We start from the raw sequence: 16442 nt of genomic DNA, 5'->3' as shown, positions 1-16442 counted from the left end.
CCCACGCAGGAAGGTCGCACATGAACCCCGACATCGGTCCGGCACCCGACGACGACCGCGTCCTGGCGATCGAGGGCCTGTCCACCACCATCCGGCTGCGCAAGTCGGACGTCGGCGTGGTCGGCGGCGTCGACCTGCGCCTGCGCCGGGGCGAGACCCTCGGGCTGGTGGGGGAGTCCGGATGCGGGAAGTCGATGACCGGGCTCTCGGTCATGGGCCTCCTGCCGCCCGGCGGACGCGTCGCCGGGGGGTCGATCAAGCTGGCCGGACGGGAGCTGGTCGGCCTCCCGGAGAAGCACTACCAGCGGATCCGCTGCAACGAGGTCGCCATGATCTTCCAGGATCCGATGACGTCGCTCAACCCCACCAAGACGATCGGCGACCAGGTCGCCGAGCCGGTCCGGCTGCACCGCGGCGCGAGCCCGAAGGAGGCCCGCGACCGGGCGCTGGAGATGCTCGCGCTGGTCGGCATCGCCCGGCCCGCCGAACGGCTCGGCCAGTACCCGCACGAGCTGTCCGGCGGGCTCCGGCAGCGGGTCATGATCGCCATGGCGCTGTCCTGCGAGCCGAAGGTCCTGATCGCGGACGAGCCGACGACGGCGCTCGACGTGACCGTCCAGGCGCAGGTCCTCCGGCTGCTGCACGATCTGAAGGACCGGCTCGGCATGGCCATGCTGCTGATCACCCACGACATGGGCGTGATCGCGCAGTGGGCCGACCGGGTCAGCGTCATGTACGCCGGCGGCATCGTCGAGAGCGCCCGCACCGGCGAGCTGTTCACGGGCATGCGGCACCCGTACGCGCAGGCCCTGCTGGCCTGCACGCCGCGGCTGACCCAGCCGCGCGGGCAGGCCCTCTACTCCATCGCCGGCTCCCCGCCGGACCTGGCCCACCCGCCCGCGGGTTGCCGCTACGCCGCCCGGTGCGCGCACGCCACCGACCGCTGCCGGAGCGAGGAGCCGGTGCTCGCCGAGGAGCGGCCGGGGCACGCGCTGGCGTGCTGGAACCCGGTCGACGGCCCGCTCGGCGTGACCGCGCCGGCCGCGCCCGGCGCGGAGACCGCGCCGGAGACCGCGGACGCGCCGCAACGGCCGGCCGGACCGGTGCTCGCCGTCGACGACCTGGCCAGGGAGTACGCGGCGGGCAGGTCGCTGCGGGGCGGTGCGCGGCGCGGCGTCAAGGCCGTATCCGGGGTGTCGTTCGAGGTCGAGCCGGGCCGGACGTTCGGGCTGGTCGGGGAGTCCGGCTGCGGCAAGAGCACCCTCGCCCGGATGATCGTCGCGCTGGAGAAGCCGTCGTCCGGCGGTGTCACCGCCCTCGGAGCCGAGCTCGGCGGGCTGCGCGGGCGGGGGCTGCGCCGGCACCGCCGCAACCTCCAGATGATGTTCCAGGACCCGTTCGACGCGCTCGACCCGCGCATGCGGATCGGCGCGATCCTGCGCGAGCCGTTCGCCGCCCAGGGGATCGGTTCGGCGAGGGAGCAGTCGGCCGCGATCCGCGACCTGCTGGACGAGGTCGGCCTGCCGCACAGCGTGCTGGAGCGCTACCCCCACGAGTTCTCCGGCGGACAGCGGCAGCGCATCGCGCTGGCCCGCGCGCTGGCGCTCAACCCCCGCGTGATCGTGGCCGACGAGCCGGTGAGCGCGCTCGACGTCTCGATCCGCTCCCAGGTGCTCAACCTGATGAGGCGGCTCCAGGCGAAGCACGGGCTCACCTACGTGGTGATCTCCCACGACCTGACCGTCGTCCGCTACCTGGCGGACACGGTCGGGGTGATGTACCTGGGCAAGCTGGTCGAGATCGGCTCCCCGGACGACATCTACCTGCGCTCCGCGCACCCGTACACCGCCGGATTGATCGCCGCGATCCCTGAGCCGGACCCGGCCGCCGAACCTCCCGGCGACCAGGACGGCATGGACGCCGAGATGCCCAGCCCGTTCGACCCGCCGTCCGGCTGCCGCTTCCGCACCCGCTGCCCGCGCGCGCAGGCCCGGTGCGCCGAGGAGGAACCGGTGCTGCGCGGCTTCGATCCGGGCCATTCGGCCGCGTGCCACTTCCCGCTGCGCGAGCCGCAGCCCGCCGCCGCCCAGGCCGGCTGACGCCGGCGCAGACCGCAGAGACTCGCAGAAGGGACACCGGTGAACACCGACCTCGAACCCTCCATCTGCCCGGTGACGGAGCAGGAGCGCGTCGACCGCGCCGCCGCCGGCGGGGGAGAGCCCACCCTGGCGTTCACCGGCCGGGTGCCGTACGACGCCTACATCCACGCCGGCACCCTGCACACCCTTCAGCAGACGCTGAGCGACGATCCCGGAGAGATGTCGTTCCTGGTGATCAGCCAGGTGATGGAGTTGTACTTCGGGCTCCTCCGCCATGAACTGCGCGAAGGGCAGCGCCTGATCCGGGAGGACGACGTGTGGGGCGCCCTCCCGCCGCTGCGCAGGGCCTCCCTGCACCTGGAGGGGCTCAACGCGGGCTGGCGCGGCCTGCGCTGGATGACGCCGACCGACTTCAACCGTTTCCGCGACAAGCTGGGCGAAGGCTCGGGCTTCCAGTCCGCGATGTACCGGCACCTGGAGTTCCTGCTGGGGCTCAGGACGGCGTCTCTCGTCCGGCCGTTCAGACGGCAGCCCGACGTCCACGCAGAGCTGACGGAGGCGCTGCGCGCACCCAGCCTCTGGGACGACACCGTCGCCCTGCTCGCCCGGAAGGGCCACGACATCCCCGCCGACCTGCTCGGCCGGGACCACTCCCAGGAACACCAGCCGCACCCGGCGGTCGAAGGCGCCTGGGTGGAGGTCTACACGGACACCGGACCCGACAACCACCTCCGCATGCTCGGCGAGGCCCTGACCGACGTCGCCGAGCGTTTCGGCGACTGGCGCTACCAGCATCTGGTGTCGGTCCGCCGCGCGATGGGCGCGAAGGCGGGCAGCGGCGGCTCGAACGGGATCCAATGGCTCCAGCGCAGCATGGCCAGGGAGGTCTTCCCGGAGCTGTGGTCGGCCCGCACGTACATGTAGGGGAGCAAGGATGACGAAGGTCGACATCGCCGTGGTCGGAGCCGGCCTCACCGGATCCCTCCTCGCCTGCTATCTCGCCAGGCGCGGCCATCAGGTCTCCCTGTACGAGCGCAGACCCGACCCGCGCGTCGGCGACGGCGAGCGCGGACGCTCCATCAACCTCGCCCTGTCCGAACGCGGCCTGGACGCTCTCCGCCGCATCGGCCTGGAGCAGCAGGTCATGGCGGACGCCCTGCCGATGCGCGGGCGGATGATCCACCCCGTGGCCGGGCCCCGGGACTTCCAGCCGTACAGCCGGGACGGCGACAAGGCGATCAACTCGATCAGCCGGGGCGCGCTCAACAACGCGCTGATCGACGCCGCCGAGGCCGCGGACGGCGTGACGCTGCACTTCGGCCACCGGCTCACCGGCCTCGACCCCGTGACCGGCGAGCTCCGGTTCGAGACCTCCGCGGGCACGGTAGGCGTCAGCGCGTCGGTCGTGCTGGGCGCGGACGGCGCCGGATCGGCCACCCGCGCGCAACTGGTGGCGGCCGGCGTGATCCGGGAGGACGTCGAGCTCCTCGACCACGGATACAAGGAACTGACCATCTCCGCGGTGGACGGCGCGTTCGCCCTGGACCCCGAAGCGCTGCACATCTGGCCGCGCGGGAACGCGATGATGATCGCCCTCCCCAACCCCGACCGGTCGTTCACCTGCACGCTGTTCTGGCCGTACAGGGGCCCGTCGGGATTCGCCTCGCTCGACACCCCGGCCGCCGTGAAGGAGCATTTCGAAGCCCGCTATCCGGACCTGCCGCCGCTCTCTCCCGGCCTGGTGGAGGACTATCTCGGCAATCCCGTGGGCAGGCTCGGCACCGTCCGGTGCGACACATGGCACGTGCCGGGCGGCCGGACGGCGCTGATCGGCGACGCCGCCCACGCGATCGTCCCGTTCTACGGGCAGGGCGCCAACTGCGCCTTCGAGGACGTCGTCGAACTCGACCGCTGCCTCACCGAGACCGCCGGCACCTGGGAACTCGCCCTGCCGCGGTACGAGAAGCGGCGCAAGGACAACGCCGACGCCATCGCGCGGATGGCGCTTGAGAACTTCGTCGAGATGCGCGACAAGGTCGCCTCCCCGGTCTTCACGTTCACCCGGAAGACCGAGCTCGCGCTGCAGAAGGCCCTGCCCGGGGTGTGGGCGTCCCGCTACGAACTCGTCTCGTTCTCCACCAAGCCCTATGCACGGGTAGAACGCCGCGCGAAGCACCAATGGCGCTTCCTGGCAGGGGCGGCGACGGTAGCCGGGATCGCGGCCGCGATCGGCTTGCGGCGGGTCGGCTTCCAGGGGCGCCGCCCCCTGTCAGCACCCGTCGGTGAGCCATGAGGACGGTCACAGCACGCTCCCGGGTGTCAGGCGGGGGCGAAGGTCCAGAGGTGGGTCGTGCCGGCGCCGCTGGTGGTGGCGAAGCTCTGGCCGTCGGGGGAGAAGGTCACGGACTGCTCTTCGTCGGCGTCGCCCGGGAGCGTCGCCGTGTTGCGGCCCGTCGGGACGTGCCATAGGCGGATGTTCTTCTTGTCGGCGGTGACGAGGGTGCCGCCGTCCGGGCTGAAGGCGAGGGCCTGGACCTCGCCCTGGAGGTCCCTGATGCTGGTCTTGAGCCGTCCGTCGTCCGCGTTGCGCAGTTCGTAGCCGTAGTAGCCGCCGGTGGAGGCCGCGACGACCTCTCCGTCCGGGCTGAAGGCGAGGCACGGAACCTCGGTGGCGTTGAGGGGAGAGACCTCGGTGCCGCCGCCGTCCGAGACGTTCCAGAGGGTGAAGCGTCCGGAGTAGGACCGGCCGCCGGCGAGCGTCCTGCCGTCCGAGGAGAAGGCGAGGGCGTTGGCGTAGTAGTCGGCCTTCATCCGGACGGTCCTCCCGGTGACGGTGTCCCAGATCTGCACGTGGTCGGGGCCGTTTCCGCCGCTGACGGCGAGCGACCGGCCGTCCGGGCCGAACGTGAGCGCCTGGACGCCCCGCACTCCGGTGAAGGTCTTGCGGATGCGCCCGGACGCCACGTCCCAGAGGTGGACGGCTCCGTCGGCGCCGCCGGTGGCGAGGGTCCCGGCGTCCGGGCTGAAGACCATGGGCCGCCGGTAGGTCTGGTCGGTGTCCTTCATCTCGTGGACGGTGACCTGGGCAGTTGCGAGGTCCCAGCGCAGGATCGAGGAGAAGCCCGCCCCCCACAGGGACCTGCCGTCGGGGGAGAACGCCACGTCGAAGAGCGCGACCTCCGAACTCGGCAGGACGACGCCGGTGGGGACGCCGATCGGGGTCTTCGGGACGTTCCGCTCGGCCGGCACGTCCGAGGGCCACAGTAGGACGGCCGGGACGGCGACGGCGGTGGTCGCCGCCACCGCCGCTCCGCCGAGAAGGAACGCGCGGCGGGGCACCCGGCGCGACGGTTCGGTGGGGAGCCCGGTCAGGATCTCCTGGACGGACGGCCGCCGCGCGGGTTCCTTCTCCAGGCAGCGGACGATCAGGTCGCGCAGGGGAGGGTCGGTGAGCCCGGCCACGTTCGGCGGCGAGCCGATGATCTTGTGGACGATCGCGGGGATGGTCGGCGCGTCGAACGGGCCGCGGCCGAGCGCGGCGTAGGCGAGCACGCAGCCGAGCGCGAACACGTCGCTCGCCGGACCGGTGGCGTCGGCGCGCACCTGCTCGGGCGACATGAACGAGAACGTGCCGACGACCACGCCGGTCGAGGTCAGCGCGGTCGCGTCGGACGCGCGGGCGATGCCGAAATCGATGATCCGGGGGCCGTCCGGGGCCATGATGACGTTGCCGGGCTTGAGGTCGCGGTGCACCAGCCCGCACGCGTGGATCGCGGCCAGGCCCTCGGCGAGCCCCCGGCCCAGTTCGCGGACCGCGGGCGGCGCGAGCGGCCCCTGGCGCGCCACGACCTGCCGCAGGGACGGGCCGGGCACGAACGCGGTCGCCATCCAGGGCGACGCGGCCTCCGGGTCGGCGTCGACGACCTGCGCGGTGTGGAACCCGCCGACCTTGCGGGCGGCCTCGATCTCGCGGGCGAACCGCTCGCGGAACCCGGGGTCGGCGGCGTACTCGGCGCGGACGACCTTCACCGCGACCCTGCGCCCGCTCGGTGAGGAGCCGAGGAACACCTCGCCCATGCCGCCGGCGCCCAGCCGCCCGTCCAGCCGGTGGGGGCCGACCTGGCGGGGGTCGTCACCGCGGAGCGGATCCAAGGGTCAGACCTTCCAAAGGGTCACGGTGCCGTCGGCCTTGGTGCCGCCCACGCCGGCCACGGTCCGGCCGTCCGGGGTGAGGGCGATCCGCTCGACGGGCTGGGAGTGGCCGACGAGCGTCGCGGTGAGCACGCCGGTGGCGGCGTTCCAGATCCGGATGGTCCGGTCCGAGCAGGCGGCGAGGACGGACGAGCCGTCCGGGGAGAACCTCGTGTCCTTCACTGTCGCCTCGCCCGCCTTGATGACGCGCACGGCGCGCCGGGACGCGAGGTCCCAGAGGCGGACGGTCTTGTCCGCGCCGCTGCTGGCCAGCCGCTTCCCGTCGGGGCTGAACGCCACGCCGGTGAGGTTCGAGGTGTGGCCGACCAGCTGACCGCGCTTGCGAAGCGTCCGGCCGTCGAGGAGCTGGACGGTCTTGCCGGGCGGCTTGTCGTGGTACCCGTCCACGCCGACCGCGACGAGCTCGCCGTCCGGGCTGTAGGCGATCGCGTTGACGCCGCTGTGGCGCAGGTCGAACGACGCCAGCCCGCGGCCGGTGGCGGCGTCGAAGAGCCGGGCGTCGGGGTTGGCGCCCGCGATCGTGCGGCCGTCCGGGCTGTAGTCCAGCGAGTTCAGGCCGAACTCGCCGCTCCGCTCGTTCACCTTGAGGCGGCCGGTGGCCACTTCCCAGACGAGCAGGAGGCCGGGGGTGCTGCAGGAGCTCGCCAAGGACCGGCCGTCCGGGCTGAACGCCAGCGCGCTCACCCATCCCGTCTTCTCGATCGTCCGGAGGACGCGTCCGGTCGCGACGTCCCACAGCGTGATCGTGGAGTCCAGGCCCCCGGCGGCGACGGTCCGGCCGTCGGCGGTGATCGCGACCTCGTTGAGGGACTTGACATCAGGGGCGGTGAGCGACCCGCTGGGGGAGACCAGGCCCTTCGGGCGGGGGGCGGGCGCCGGGGGCGCCGCGGCCTCCTGCCCTCCGTCCCCCCTTGTCAGGAACAGCGCGGCCGGGACGGCCGCGGCGGCGACCGCCGTGACGGCGCCCGCGCCGATGAGCAGCGCCCGCCGGCGGACGGGCGCCGGGCCGGCCGGCGCGACGGCCGGGGCGTCCTGCTGCCGGGTCGCGACGCGCGTCGCGTTCGCGTGCGTGCCGACCGCGTCGTCGTCCGGGAGGGACGGGCCCGCTGGTGCAGGAGCGGGGGCTTCGATGCTCTGCGGCGCGCTGATGAGCGCGTCCAGCACGGGCCGCCTCCCGGGATCCTTGACCAGGCACGCGGCGATCATGTTGCTCAGGTCGCCGGGCAGCCCCGGCAGGTCGGGCTCCTCGTGCAGGACGCGGTGGACGATCGCCGGGATGGACGTGGCGTCGAAGGGGCCGCCGCCGGTGGCCGCGTAGGCGAGCACGCAGCCGAGTGAGAACACGTCGCCGGGAGGGCCGGGCACCTCGCCGAGCACCTGCTCCGGCGACATGTAGGCGTAGGTGCCGACGACCACGTTGTGCGAGGTCAGCACGGTCGCGTCGGTCGCGAGGGCGATGCCGAAGTCGATGATCCGGGGCCCGTCCGCCGCCATGATGACGTTGCCGGGCTTGAGGTCGCGGTGCACGAGCCCGCACGCGTGGATCGCGGCCAGGCCCTCGGCCAGTCCCGCCGCGAGCGCCCGGACCGCGTCCGGATCGAGCGGCCCGTGCTCGGCGACCACCTCCCGGAGGGTCGACCCGGGGACGAACGCGGTCACCAGCCACGGCGGGTCGGCCTCCGGGTCGGCGTCGACGACCTGCGCGGTGTGGAACCCGCCCACCCGGCGGGCCGCCTCGACCTCGCGGGCGAACCGCCTCCGGAACCGCTCGTCCTCGGCGTGCTCGGCGCGGATGACCTTGACGGCGACGCCGCGGCCGCCGGGCGAGACCCCGAGGAACACCTGCCCCATGCCCCCGGCGCCCAGCCGTGCCTCCAGTTCGTACGGTCCGATCCGCCGGGGATCTCCGGGATGCAGGGGTTCCATGTACCACCCGTCGTCGGGCCTGGAAGGGTCCGGGATTTTCTAGCAGACGCGGGTGTTCCTTCGACAGCGCCTCGAACCCGGTGTGACGCACGGCATGAACCCTGCTGGTCGGCCGGCTCTCCGGGAGGGGGACCCCGCCGGCCGGATCTTCGTCGAGCCGGGCCCGCGGTCAGTGGCGCTGGAAGCCTTCCTTGGTGCGGAGGCCGTAGCCGAAGGCGCGGTCGACGGAGATGTGGGCCATCCAGCCGCACAGGCCCGCGAACAGCGGAGCCCAGGTCACAGGGGTGACCGTGTAGACCACCATCAGCGCGAACGGCACCAGGGCCCGGTGCGCGGCGTTGTAGTACGGCACGGCGCGCGGCGAGAGCCGGCCGCGCTCGGTGGTGGCGGCGTCCCGCAGCCCGGCGAGGAAGGTCAGGTCGGGGGCGATGAAGAAGGCGACCGCCAGGATCGCCGCGAGCCACCCGTGGTTGACGCCTTCGAGGACTGCGAAGGCCGTCCAGAAGAGCGCGCCGGCGGACCACGCGGCGCGGCGGACGGTGCGGATGCCGGAGACCTTGCCCCGGGTGGCGGCTGCGCTCACGATGACGGCCCTTCCGAACGTTGGCTAACGACGTTAGCCAACTTAAAGCTAAGAGCCTTAGCTGTCAAGCTATCGTCTGGCGGTCGGTGTGGGCCGACGCGGCGCGCGGGGTGGCGGCGCGGTAGTTCGTCGCGCGAACTGCCGGGATACCCTGGTCGCGTGGGCAAAGAAGACGAGGGCCGGATCGGTGTCGTGGCGGCGCTGGTGCGAGGCGCGTTTCTCGTGAACGCCGTTTATGGCGAGTCGGCGCGGGAGTACGGCATCACGTCGCAGCAGGGGCAATTGCTGTGCGTGCTGATGGCGCGGCCGCTGGGGATGGGAGAACTGGGCGCGACGCTGGGGCTGGCCAAGTCGAGCCTCACCGGCCTGGTGGACCGCACCGAGCGCAACGGCCTGGTCCGGCGCGAGCCCGACCCGCGGGACCTGCGCGCGGTGAGGGTCGCGCTGACCCCCGAGGGGGGCCGGCTCGCTGAGGACTTCTACGCCGAGACCTGCCGGCGGATCGACCGGCTGCCGAAGGGGCTCAGTGATGCCGAGCGCGGCGCCCTCGCCGATCTGCTCGGCCGCATCGTGCTGGACAACCAGGTCCCGGTGGTGTTCGCCGAACCCGACGAGGGGGCGGCCCGCAGGCGCTGAGACCTTCCGCCGGAAGGGTTGCAGTTCGTGTTACGAACTAATATGGTTCGTGATACGAACTGTAACTCTGTTGTGCGGAGCGCGGAATGATGAGTACTTCGATTGCGGCCGGCGGCGAGGGGCTGCCCCTGTTCGGGTTCGGCGCGCACTCCGGCGTCGAGGACGTGGCCGGCCTGCTGCGCATGGCCCAGCAGGCCGACCGTGACGGCCTGGACCACTTCTCCCTGTCGGACCACCCCTACCTCGGCGAACGCCTCGACGCCTACGCCGCCATCGGTTTCGTCCTCGGCCGCACCGAGCGCATCGCGGGCTTCGCCAACGTCACGAACCTGCCGACCCGGCCGGCTCCCATGCTCGCGCGGACGGTGACGTCGCTGTCGGTGCTCTCCGGCGGCCGCGTCGTGCTCGGCATGGGCGCGGGCGGGCTGTGGGATCGGATCTCCGACATGGGCGTGCCGCGGCTGTCGCCGGGTGCGGCGGTGGACGCCTTCGAAGAGGCGATCGTCCTGGTCAGGAAGCTGGCCGGCGGTGGCCCGCCCGTCACCCACCAGGGCCGCCACTACCGGGTGGAGGAGATCGAGCCGGCTCCCGTGGCCGCGCCGCCCGTATGGACCGGGTCGGTCGGCCCGAGGTCCCTCGCCGCGACCGGCCGGGTGGCCGACGGCTGGATCCCCGGCCACGCCGCGGACTGGCTCAGCGAGCGCTACCGGGCGTCGCGGCCGGTGATCGACGAGGCCGCCGCGGCTGTGGGCCGCGACCCGCGCGAGATACGCACGATCTTCAACCTGCCCGGACGCGTGACCGACCGGCCGCTGCCCGCCACGCGCGACCGCGACGGACGCTGGATCGGGGGCTCCCCCGAGCAGTGGGCCGAGGAGCTGACCGGAGCGGTCCTGGAGCACGGCGCGTCCGGGTTCACCCTCTTCTCGCCCAGCGGCGGGACGCAGGACCTCGCCTCCGTCACCCGCTGGGGGCAGGAGATCGCCCCCGCCGTCCGCGAAGCGGTCGCGAAGGAGAACGGCCCCTCGCCGAAGGCGCGGCGCTCGGGGCCCGTCCGCCGCTAGCATGATCGAATGTCGCAGACGGTGGGGATCGCGCAGTTCGTCCGGCAGTCGAGTGACCTGGGCGAATGCCGGGCCGGAACCGACCTGATCGGCCGGGACGAGGTGCAGGCGTTCCTCGGGTCCATCACCGACGTCGACGCCGCCATGGCGGAGCTGGCCGCCTCGCTCGGGGCCGGCGACGTCTTCCGCGCGGGGATGATGGCCTTCGTGTGCGGGGTGCTCGTCGAGCGGGGCGGCTCGGTGACGGTCCCGGTCGACGCGGTCATGGAGATGACCGAGCGCTACCTGGGCCTGGCGAAGGAGTTCGTGGTGCAGGGCGGGGTGAGCGCGCAGGACGAGCTGTTCCGGGTGTCTCCCGACCTCGTCCGCGCCCACCACACCCTGCCCTTCGTCCTCCTTGCGGCCATGACGATGCTCAGCCGCGACGAGGGCGCGCGGCGGCGTCTGCGCGCCCGGCCCCACGTCGCGCCGCTGGTGGACGAACTGGAAGAGCACTACGAGACCCTCTACTACGTCCGCGAGGTGCTCGCCCTTCTGGACGGCCGGGAGATCCTGCTGCTCGACCCGCGCGGCCGGCGCGGCTTCGTCCTCGGCCTGACCGGCGTCCAGGACCGGATGTACCACTTCTTCGCGCTCGCCCAGGACGCTCTCGAACGCCATGCCGGCCCCGGCTACCTCGGAGCCGAGCCGACCGACCCCGCGCTCGTGCGGTACGCGCGGAACCAGGGCCTGACCCCGCAGGAACACCAGGAGGCGCAAGAGCTGATCGAGCACCAGCGGATCGGGTTCCACTACCCGGGCGCCGGCGGGGCGCCGGCGATGTTCTTCCCCGGTTCCGCAGCCTTCGAGGCGGTCCCCGTGGTCGGGGGCCTTCCCACCCTGTTCCTGGACGAGAGATCGATCCACGCGCAGTGGTCACCGACGAACATGTACCCGGTCCTGCACGAGGCGCTGGAATCAAGGGTCAGCCTTCGCGAGCTGCCTCGTGAGGATGTGGAAGCCCGGCTCGCCGCCTTCGTGACGTCCTCCGGCTGAGCCGGACCGCGGCTCAGGGCCTGCCGGATTCGCGGAGACGCGCGTAGACGTCGCCCGACCGCCCGCGCGGGCGGATCCTCTCCAGCCGCCGCCGCAGCTCGGCCGCGTCGAGCCAGCGAGGGCTGGCCAGCCGCATCGTCTCGATGGGGGAGTAGTTGTAGACGTAGTCGCCCAGCCGGTCCACGAGGTCCAGCGCCTGCAGGGAGGCGTCGTGCGCGGACGGCACGTACTCGAACGACAGGGCGGGCAGCGGCCGGGACAACCCCGCCAGCACGTCCGCCTCGAAGCCCTCGACGTCGATCTTGCAGAAGGCCGGCACGCCGTGGACGGCGATGAGCTCGTCCAGCGTGGTCACGTCGACGCCGATCGAGCGGTCCCAGCGGACGCGGGCGAAGCCGCGGTCCGTCGTCACCGCCTTGATCCAGCCGGGCGACATCGAGGACACCGTCGGCGTCGCGGTGGACAGGGCCAGGTGCGCCCGTCCGGGCTCGGCGCCGGCGGCGCCCGGCACGAGGACGACGCCGCGGTCGCGGCCGAAGAACAGGCGCAGGACGCGCAGGCAGTCGGGCTGCGGCTCCACCGCGACGACGCGCGCTCCGAGCCCCCGCCACACGCGCACCCGGCCGCCCACGTGCGCGCCGATGTCGAACGCGATGTCGTCGGGCCCGAGGAACTCTCCGTAGAGGCGCGACGCGCGCCGGTGCCTGCCCGGAATTCCGTGGTACATGACCAGTGAGCGAGCGATCCCGTAGGCGCGCAGCAGCATCCGCCGACCTTACCGCGCCGGGCTCCGCCACCGGTGGGAACCCGCGTTGCGCGGAGAGGCGCGCCCGGCGGCATCGGGGGCCGCCGGGCGCGGTGCGCGTCAGGACGGCGGGAGGCCGAGGGCGCGGGCGATCAGCATGCGCTGCACCTCGGAAGTGCCCTCGCCCACTTCCAGGATCTTCGCGTCGCGGTAGAAGCGGCCGACGGCGTACTCGTTCATGAAGCCGTAACCGCCGAAGACCTGCGTGGCGTCGCGGGCGTTGTCCATGGCGGCGTTGGAGGCCACCAGCTTGGCGATGGCGGCCTCCTTCTTGAACGGCTCGCCCGCCAGCATCCTCGCGGCCGCCGCGTAGTAGGCGAGCCGGGCGGTGTGCGCCCGGGTCTCCATGTCGGCGACCTTGAACTGGATCGCCTGGTAGCGGCCGATCTCCTTGCCGAACGCCTCCCGCTCGCGGACGTAGCGCAGGCACTCGTCCACGCAACCCTGGGCGAGGCCGACCGACACCGCGGCGATCGCGATGCGCCCCTCGTCCAGGATCCGCAGGAACTGGGCGTACCCCCGGCCCCGCTCGCCGACGAGGTTCTCGGCCGGGACGCGGACGTCGTCGAACGACAGCTCCCGCGTGTCGGACGCCGCCCAGCCGACCTTGGAGTACTTGCGCCCGACCGTGAAGCCCGGGGTCCCGTTCGGGACGAGGATCGTGGAGATCTCGCCGTCGCCGGTGAACGCGGTCACGGTCACGAACGCGGTGATGTCGGTGCCGGAGTTGGTGATGAACGCCTTGGACCCGTTGATCACCCAGGAGTCGCCGTCCAGCCGGGCCGTGGTGCGCATGCCGCCGGGGATGTCCGACCCGCCGCCCGGCTCGGTCAGCCCGAAGCCGGCCAGCCGCTCGCCGGAGGTGAGCGGCGGCAGCCACCGCTCCTTCTGCTCCGCGGACCCGAACCGGTAGATCGGCATCGCGCCCAGCGACACCCCGGCCTCCAGCGTGATCGCGACGGACGAGTCGACGCGCGCCAGCTCCTCCAGGGCGAGGCAGAGCGTGAAGTAGTCGCCGCCCATGCCGCCGTGCTCCTCCGGGAAGGGGAGCCCGAACAGCCCCATCTTCCCCATCGCGGCGACGATCTCATAGGGGAACTCGCCGCGCTCGTACAGGTCCCCGATCACCGGGGCGACGTTCTCGCGGGCGAACTGCTCGACCGTGCGCCGTAGTTCCTCCTGCTCCTCGCCGAGCGTGAAGTCGATCATTGGTTACTCCGATTCAGGTGACAGGGCTTGCACTACGCGGGACGGGCTGGGACGGCCCAGGCGGTCCGCCATCCAGCGGCTCGTGGACACGAGCCCGGCGAGGTCGACGCCCGTCTCGACGCCGAGGCCGTTCAGCATCCAGACGAGGTCCTCGGTGGGCAGGTTGCCGGTGGCGCTCTCGGCGTACGGGCAGCCGCCGAGGCCGCCCGCCGAGGCGTCCACGACGGTGACGCCCGCGCGGAGCGCGGCGAGGGTGTTGGCCAGCGCCTGCCCGTAGGTGTCGTGGAAGTGGACGGCGAGCCGGTCGGTGCCGACGCCCGCCTCGGTCAGCGCCTCGATGAGCGCGGTGACCTGGCCGGGCGTGCCGACGCCGATGGTGTCGCCGAGGCTGAGCTGGGAGCAGCCCATGTCCATCATGCGGGACGCGACGGACACGACCTGCTCCACGGGGACGTCACCCTCCCACGGGTCGCCGCACACCATCGACACGTAGGCGCGCACCCAGAGGCCCTCGGCGCGCGCCCGTTCCACGACCGGGGCGAACATCGCGAGGGACTCGTCCACGGTGCGGTTCAGGTTGCGGCGGGCGAAGGTCTCGGTGGCACTGCCGAAGATCGCGATCTCGGTGACGCCGTTGGCGAGCGCCCGGTCCAGGCCCCGCTCGTTCGGCACGAGGACGGGGTACCGCAGCCTGGGGGAGCGCGGCAGGATGTCGAGCAACTGCTCGGCGTCCGCCAGTTGCGGCACCCACTTGGGGTGGACGAAGCTGGTCGTCTCGATCGTGCGCAGCCCCGCGTCCGCCAGCCGGGTCACGAACTCCGCCTTGACCTCGGCGGGGACGATCGCCTTCTCGTTCTGCAGCCCGTCCCGCGGCCCGACCTCGTAGATCGTGACCCGCTCGGGAAGGCCGGAGAGGGGAAACACCGGCACCGTCATGCCTCCTCGATCACGGCCAGCACCGCGTCCAGGGCGACCTGCGCGCCCGCGCGGACCGGCAGCTTCGCCACGACGCCGGCGAGCGGCGCCGTGACCGTGTGCTCCATCTTCATCGCCTCGACGACCACGAGCGGCTGCCCGGCCTCGACGCGGTCGCCTTCGGCCGCCTTGACCGCAAGGACCGTGCCCGGCATCGGGCTGCGCAGCACGCCGTCGCCCGCGGCGGCGGCGTCGGCCCCGCCCTCGGCGCGGACGTGCTCGCTCAGCGCCCACGCGTGCCCGTCGCGCCCGAGCCACAGGGTGCGCCCGTCCCGGGCGCCGGCGAACGAGGTCGTCCTTCCACCGTAGGTCAGCGTGAACGGCCTGGTGAGCGAGGCGGCGACCGGCGGCTCACCGCCGACGGCGACGCGCGCGGACGCCGCCCTGCCCTGGACGCGGACCTCGACCGGGTCGCCGCCGGACGGGGTGATGATCCACGGCGCCCAGGCGTGGGCGCCGGGCCGCCAGCCGTCCGGGACGTCCCACGGGTCGTCGCCGGACTCCAGGTCGAGCATCCGCTCCAGCGCGGCGGCGGCGAGCACCTCGGGCGGAACGGACACGCCCGCGACCAGCTCGTCCAGAGCGCGCTCGACCAGGCCGGTGTCCAGGTCGCCTGTCACGACCGACGGGTGCCGCAGCAGGGCGCGCAGGAACGCGACGTTCGTCGGGACGCCGAGCAGCGTGTAGGACGCGAGCGCGCGGTCGAGCCTGTGCAGCGCCTCGGCGCGGTCGGCGCCGTGGACGATGACCTTGGCGAGCATGGGGTCGTAGGAGCCGCCGACCTCCGTTCCGACGTCCAGCCCGGAGTCGACCCGCGCGGCCTCGGGCTCGCCGAGGGCGAGCACCCGCCCGCCCGTGGGCAGGAAGCCGCGCGCCGGGTCCTCGGCGTAGACGCGGGCCTCGATGGAGTGCCCGTCGAGGCGCACCCCGTCCTGCGTGAACGGCAGCGGCTCTCCCGCGGCCACCCGGAGCTGGAGCTCGACCAGGTCGAGTCCCGTGACGAGCTCGGTGACGGGGTGCTCGACCTGGAGCCGGGTGTTCATCTCCATGAAGAAGAACTCGTCGGGGCGGTCGGCCGAGACGATGTACTCGACCGTCCCGGCCCCCACGTATCCGACGGCCTGCGCGGCGGCCACGGCGGCGGTGCCCATCCGCTCGCGCGCGGCGGCGTCCAGCAGCGGGGACGGCGCCTCCTCGACGATCTTCTGGTGCCGGCGCTGGAGGCTGCACTCGCGCTCGCCGAGGTGGACGGCGCCGCCGTGCGCGTCCGCGAAGACCTGGATCTCGATGTGCCGCGGGTTCTCGACGAACCGCTCGGCGAGCAGCGTGTCGTCGCCGAACGAGCCGCGCGCCTCCCGCCGGGCGGAGGCGATCGCCTCCGGCAGGTCCGCGGCGTCCCGGACGAGCCGCATGCCCTTCCCGCCGCCGCCCGCGGACGGCTTGAGCAGCACCGGCAGCCCGACCTCCAGGGCCGCCGCCTCCAGTTCGGCGTCGGACAGGCCGGGCTCGTCCCGCCCGGGGACCACGGGGACGCCGGCCGCCGCGACGGTCCGCTTCGCGCGGATCTTGTCGCCCATGGCGTCGATCGCCCCGGCAGGCGGCCCGATGAACACCAGCCCCGCCTCGCCGCACGCCCGCGCGAACGCCGTGTTCTCGGCGAGGAACCCGTATCCGGGGTGCACGGCCGACGCGCCGGCGTCGCGGGCGGCCGCGATGACCGCCTCGATGTCCAGGTACGACGGGATCAGCAGGGCCTCGTCCGCCTCCCGGACGTGGCGCGCCAGGGCGTCGGCCCCGGCGTGCACGGCCACGGACCGGATGCCGAGCCGCCGCAGCGTGCGGAACACGCGGACGGCGATCTCCCCGCGGTTGGCGACCAGGACGCTGTCGAACATCAA

12 protein-coding genes and 1 pseudogene are annotated in these 16442 nt (G+C 73.2%); 6 read left to right on the top strand and 7 right to left on the bottom strand.

The features are described from left to right. Positions 1 to 20: 20 nt before the first annotated feature. From AB0H37_RS09885 to AB0H37_RS09875, 3 genes and pseudogenes are all read left to right on the top strand, one after another. Positions 21 to 2099 (top strand): ABC transporter ATP-binding protein, encoded by a 2079-nt coding sequence (locus AB0H37_RS09885; protein ID WP_360612153.1) that lies wholly within the window; start codon positions 21 to 23, stop codon positions 2097 to 2099. 39 nt (positions 2100 to 2138) lie between these two features. Continuing rightward, on the top strand, positions 2139 to 3023 hold the full coding sequence (locus AB0H37_RS09880) for a tryptophan 2,3-dioxygenase family protein (RefSeq protein WP_360612152.1): 885 nt from the start codon (positions 2139 to 2141) through the stop codon (positions 3021 to 3023). After that, a pseudogene (locus AB0H37_RS09875) lies at positions 3007 to 4392 on the top strand (NAD(P)/FAD-dependent oxidoreductase); the annotation flags it as partial. The gene AB0H37_RS09880 and the pseudogene AB0H37_RS09875, both read left to right, overlap by 17 nt. Before the next feature lie 26 nt (positions 4393 to 4418). Here the strand turns inward: AB0H37_RS09875 and AB0H37_RS09870 are convergent. The 3 genes from AB0H37_RS09870 to AB0H37_RS09860 form a co-directional block, all read right to left on the bottom strand. Next, positions 4419 to 6251, bottom strand: coding sequence for a serine/threonine-protein kinase (locus tag AB0H37_RS09870; protein ID WP_360612151.1), 1833 nt, complete (start codon positions 6249 to 6251; stop codon positions 4419 to 4421). 3 nt (positions 6252 to 6254) lie between these two features. Further along, positions 6255 to 8237 carry a serine/threonine-protein kinase gene (locus AB0H37_RS09865; protein WP_360612150.1) on the bottom strand — a complete coding sequence of 661 codons (1983 nt, stop codon included), beginning with the start codon at positions 8235 to 8237 and terminating at the stop codon, positions 6255 to 6257. 169 nt (positions 8238 to 8406) lie between these two features. After that, positions 8407 to 8820, bottom strand: coding sequence for a DUF4260 family protein (locus tag AB0H37_RS09860; RefSeq protein ID WP_218935080.1), 414 nt, complete (start codon positions 8818 to 8820; stop codon positions 8407 to 8409). A gap of 159 nt (positions 8821 to 8979) precedes the next feature. Between AB0H37_RS09860 and AB0H37_RS09855 the strand changes: the two genes are divergently transcribed. The 3 genes from AB0H37_RS09855 (at position 8980) to AB0H37_RS09845 (ending at position 11555) form a co-directional block, all read left to right on the top strand. Beyond that, entirely contained in the window at positions 8980 to 9456 is a 477-nt protein-coding gene (locus AB0H37_RS09855) for a MarR family transcriptional regulator (protein WP_329092752.1), read from the top strand. A gap of 89 nt (positions 9457 to 9545) precedes the next feature. Continuing rightward, the gene (locus AB0H37_RS09850; RefSeq protein ID WP_360612149.1) at positions 9546 to 10520 is read left to right on the top strand and encodes an LLM class flavin-dependent oxidoreductase; all 975 of its coding nucleotides are present in this window, start codon (positions 9546 to 9548) and stop codon (positions 10518 to 10520) included. A gap of 9 nt (positions 10521 to 10529) precedes the next feature. Further along, positions 10530 to 11555, top strand: coding sequence for a hypothetical protein (locus AB0H37_RS09845; RefSeq protein ID WP_360612148.1), 1026 nt, complete (start codon positions 10530 to 10532; stop codon positions 11553 to 11555). 13 nt (positions 11556 to 11568) lie between these two features. Here AB0H37_RS09845 and AB0H37_RS09840 read toward each other — a convergent pair whose 3' ends face one another. The 4 genes from AB0H37_RS09840 to AB0H37_RS09825 form a co-directional block, all read right to left on the bottom strand. Beyond that, the gene (locus tag AB0H37_RS09840; protein ID WP_360612147.1) at positions 11569 to 12321 is read right to left on the bottom strand and encodes an FkbM family methyltransferase; all 753 of its coding nucleotides are present in this window, start codon (positions 12319 to 12321) and stop codon (positions 11569 to 11571) included. A gap of 99 nt (positions 12322 to 12420) precedes the next feature. Further along, on the bottom strand, positions 12421 to 13569 hold the full coding sequence (locus AB0H37_RS09835; protein WP_179834064.1) for an acyl-CoA dehydrogenase family protein: 1149 nt from the start codon (positions 13567 to 13569) through the stop codon (positions 12421 to 12423). Positions 13570 to 13572: 3 nt separating this feature from the next. Beyond that, positions 13573 to 14505 carry a hydroxymethylglutaryl-CoA lyase gene (locus AB0H37_RS09830; RefSeq protein WP_360612146.1) on the bottom strand — a complete coding sequence of 311 codons (933 nt, stop codon included), beginning with the start codon at positions 14503 to 14505 and terminating at the stop codon, positions 13573 to 13575. Further along, positions 14502 to 16439, bottom strand: coding sequence for a biotin carboxylase N-terminal domain-containing protein (locus AB0H37_RS09825; protein ID WP_360612145.1), 1938 nt, complete (start codon positions 16437 to 16439; stop codon positions 14502 to 14504). Before AB0H37_RS09825 ends, AB0H37_RS09830 begins: the two co-directional genes overlap by 4 nt. Between the last annotated feature and the right edge of the window lie 3 nt (positions 16440 to 16442).

Origin of the sequence: Actinomadura sp. NPDC023710, assembly GCF_040639875.1 — a bacterium.
Taxonomy (GTDB): domain Bacteria; phylum Actinomycetota; class Actinomycetes; order Streptosporangiales; family Streptosporangiaceae; genus Spirillospora; species Spirillospora citrea.
Note: the sequence above shows the minus strand (reverse complement) of the source record. Positions and strands in the feature narration are given on the sequence as shown.

Bases quoted from the DNA above. Each gene is read 5' to 3' on its own strand.
- AB0H37_RS09865 (WP_360612150.1), bottom strand. From the start codon at position 8,237: ATGGAACCCCTGCATCCCGGAGATCCCCGGCGGATCGGACCGTACGAA.
- AB0H37_RS09825 (WP_360612145.1), bottom strand. From the start codon at position 16,439: ATGTTCGACAGCGTCCTGGTCGCCAACCGCGGGGAGATCGCCGTCCGC.
- AB0H37_RS09850 (WP_360612149.1), top strand. From the start codon at position 9,546: ATGAGTACTTCGATTGCGGCCGGCGGCGAGGGGCTGCCCCTGTTCGGG.
- AB0H37_RS09885 (WP_360612153.1), top strand. From the start codon at position 21: ATGAACCCCGACATCGGTCCGGCACCCGACGACGACCGCGTCCTGGCG.
- AB0H37_RS09835 (WP_179834064.1), bottom strand. From the start codon at position 13,569: ATGATCGACTTCACGCTCGGCGAGGAGCAGGAGGAACTACGGCGCACG.
- AB0H37_RS09830 (WP_360612146.1), bottom strand. From the start codon at position 14,505: ATGACGGTGCCGGTGTTTCCCCTCTCCGGCCTTCCCGAGCGGGTCACG.
- AB0H37_RS09840 (WP_360612147.1), bottom strand. From the start codon at position 12,321: ATGCTGCTGCGCGCCTACGGGATCGCTCGCTCACTGGTCATGTACCAC.
- AB0H37_RS09845 (WP_360612148.1), top strand. From the start codon at position 10,530: ATGTCGCAGACGGTGGGGATCGCGCAGTTCGTCCGGCAGTCGAGTGAC.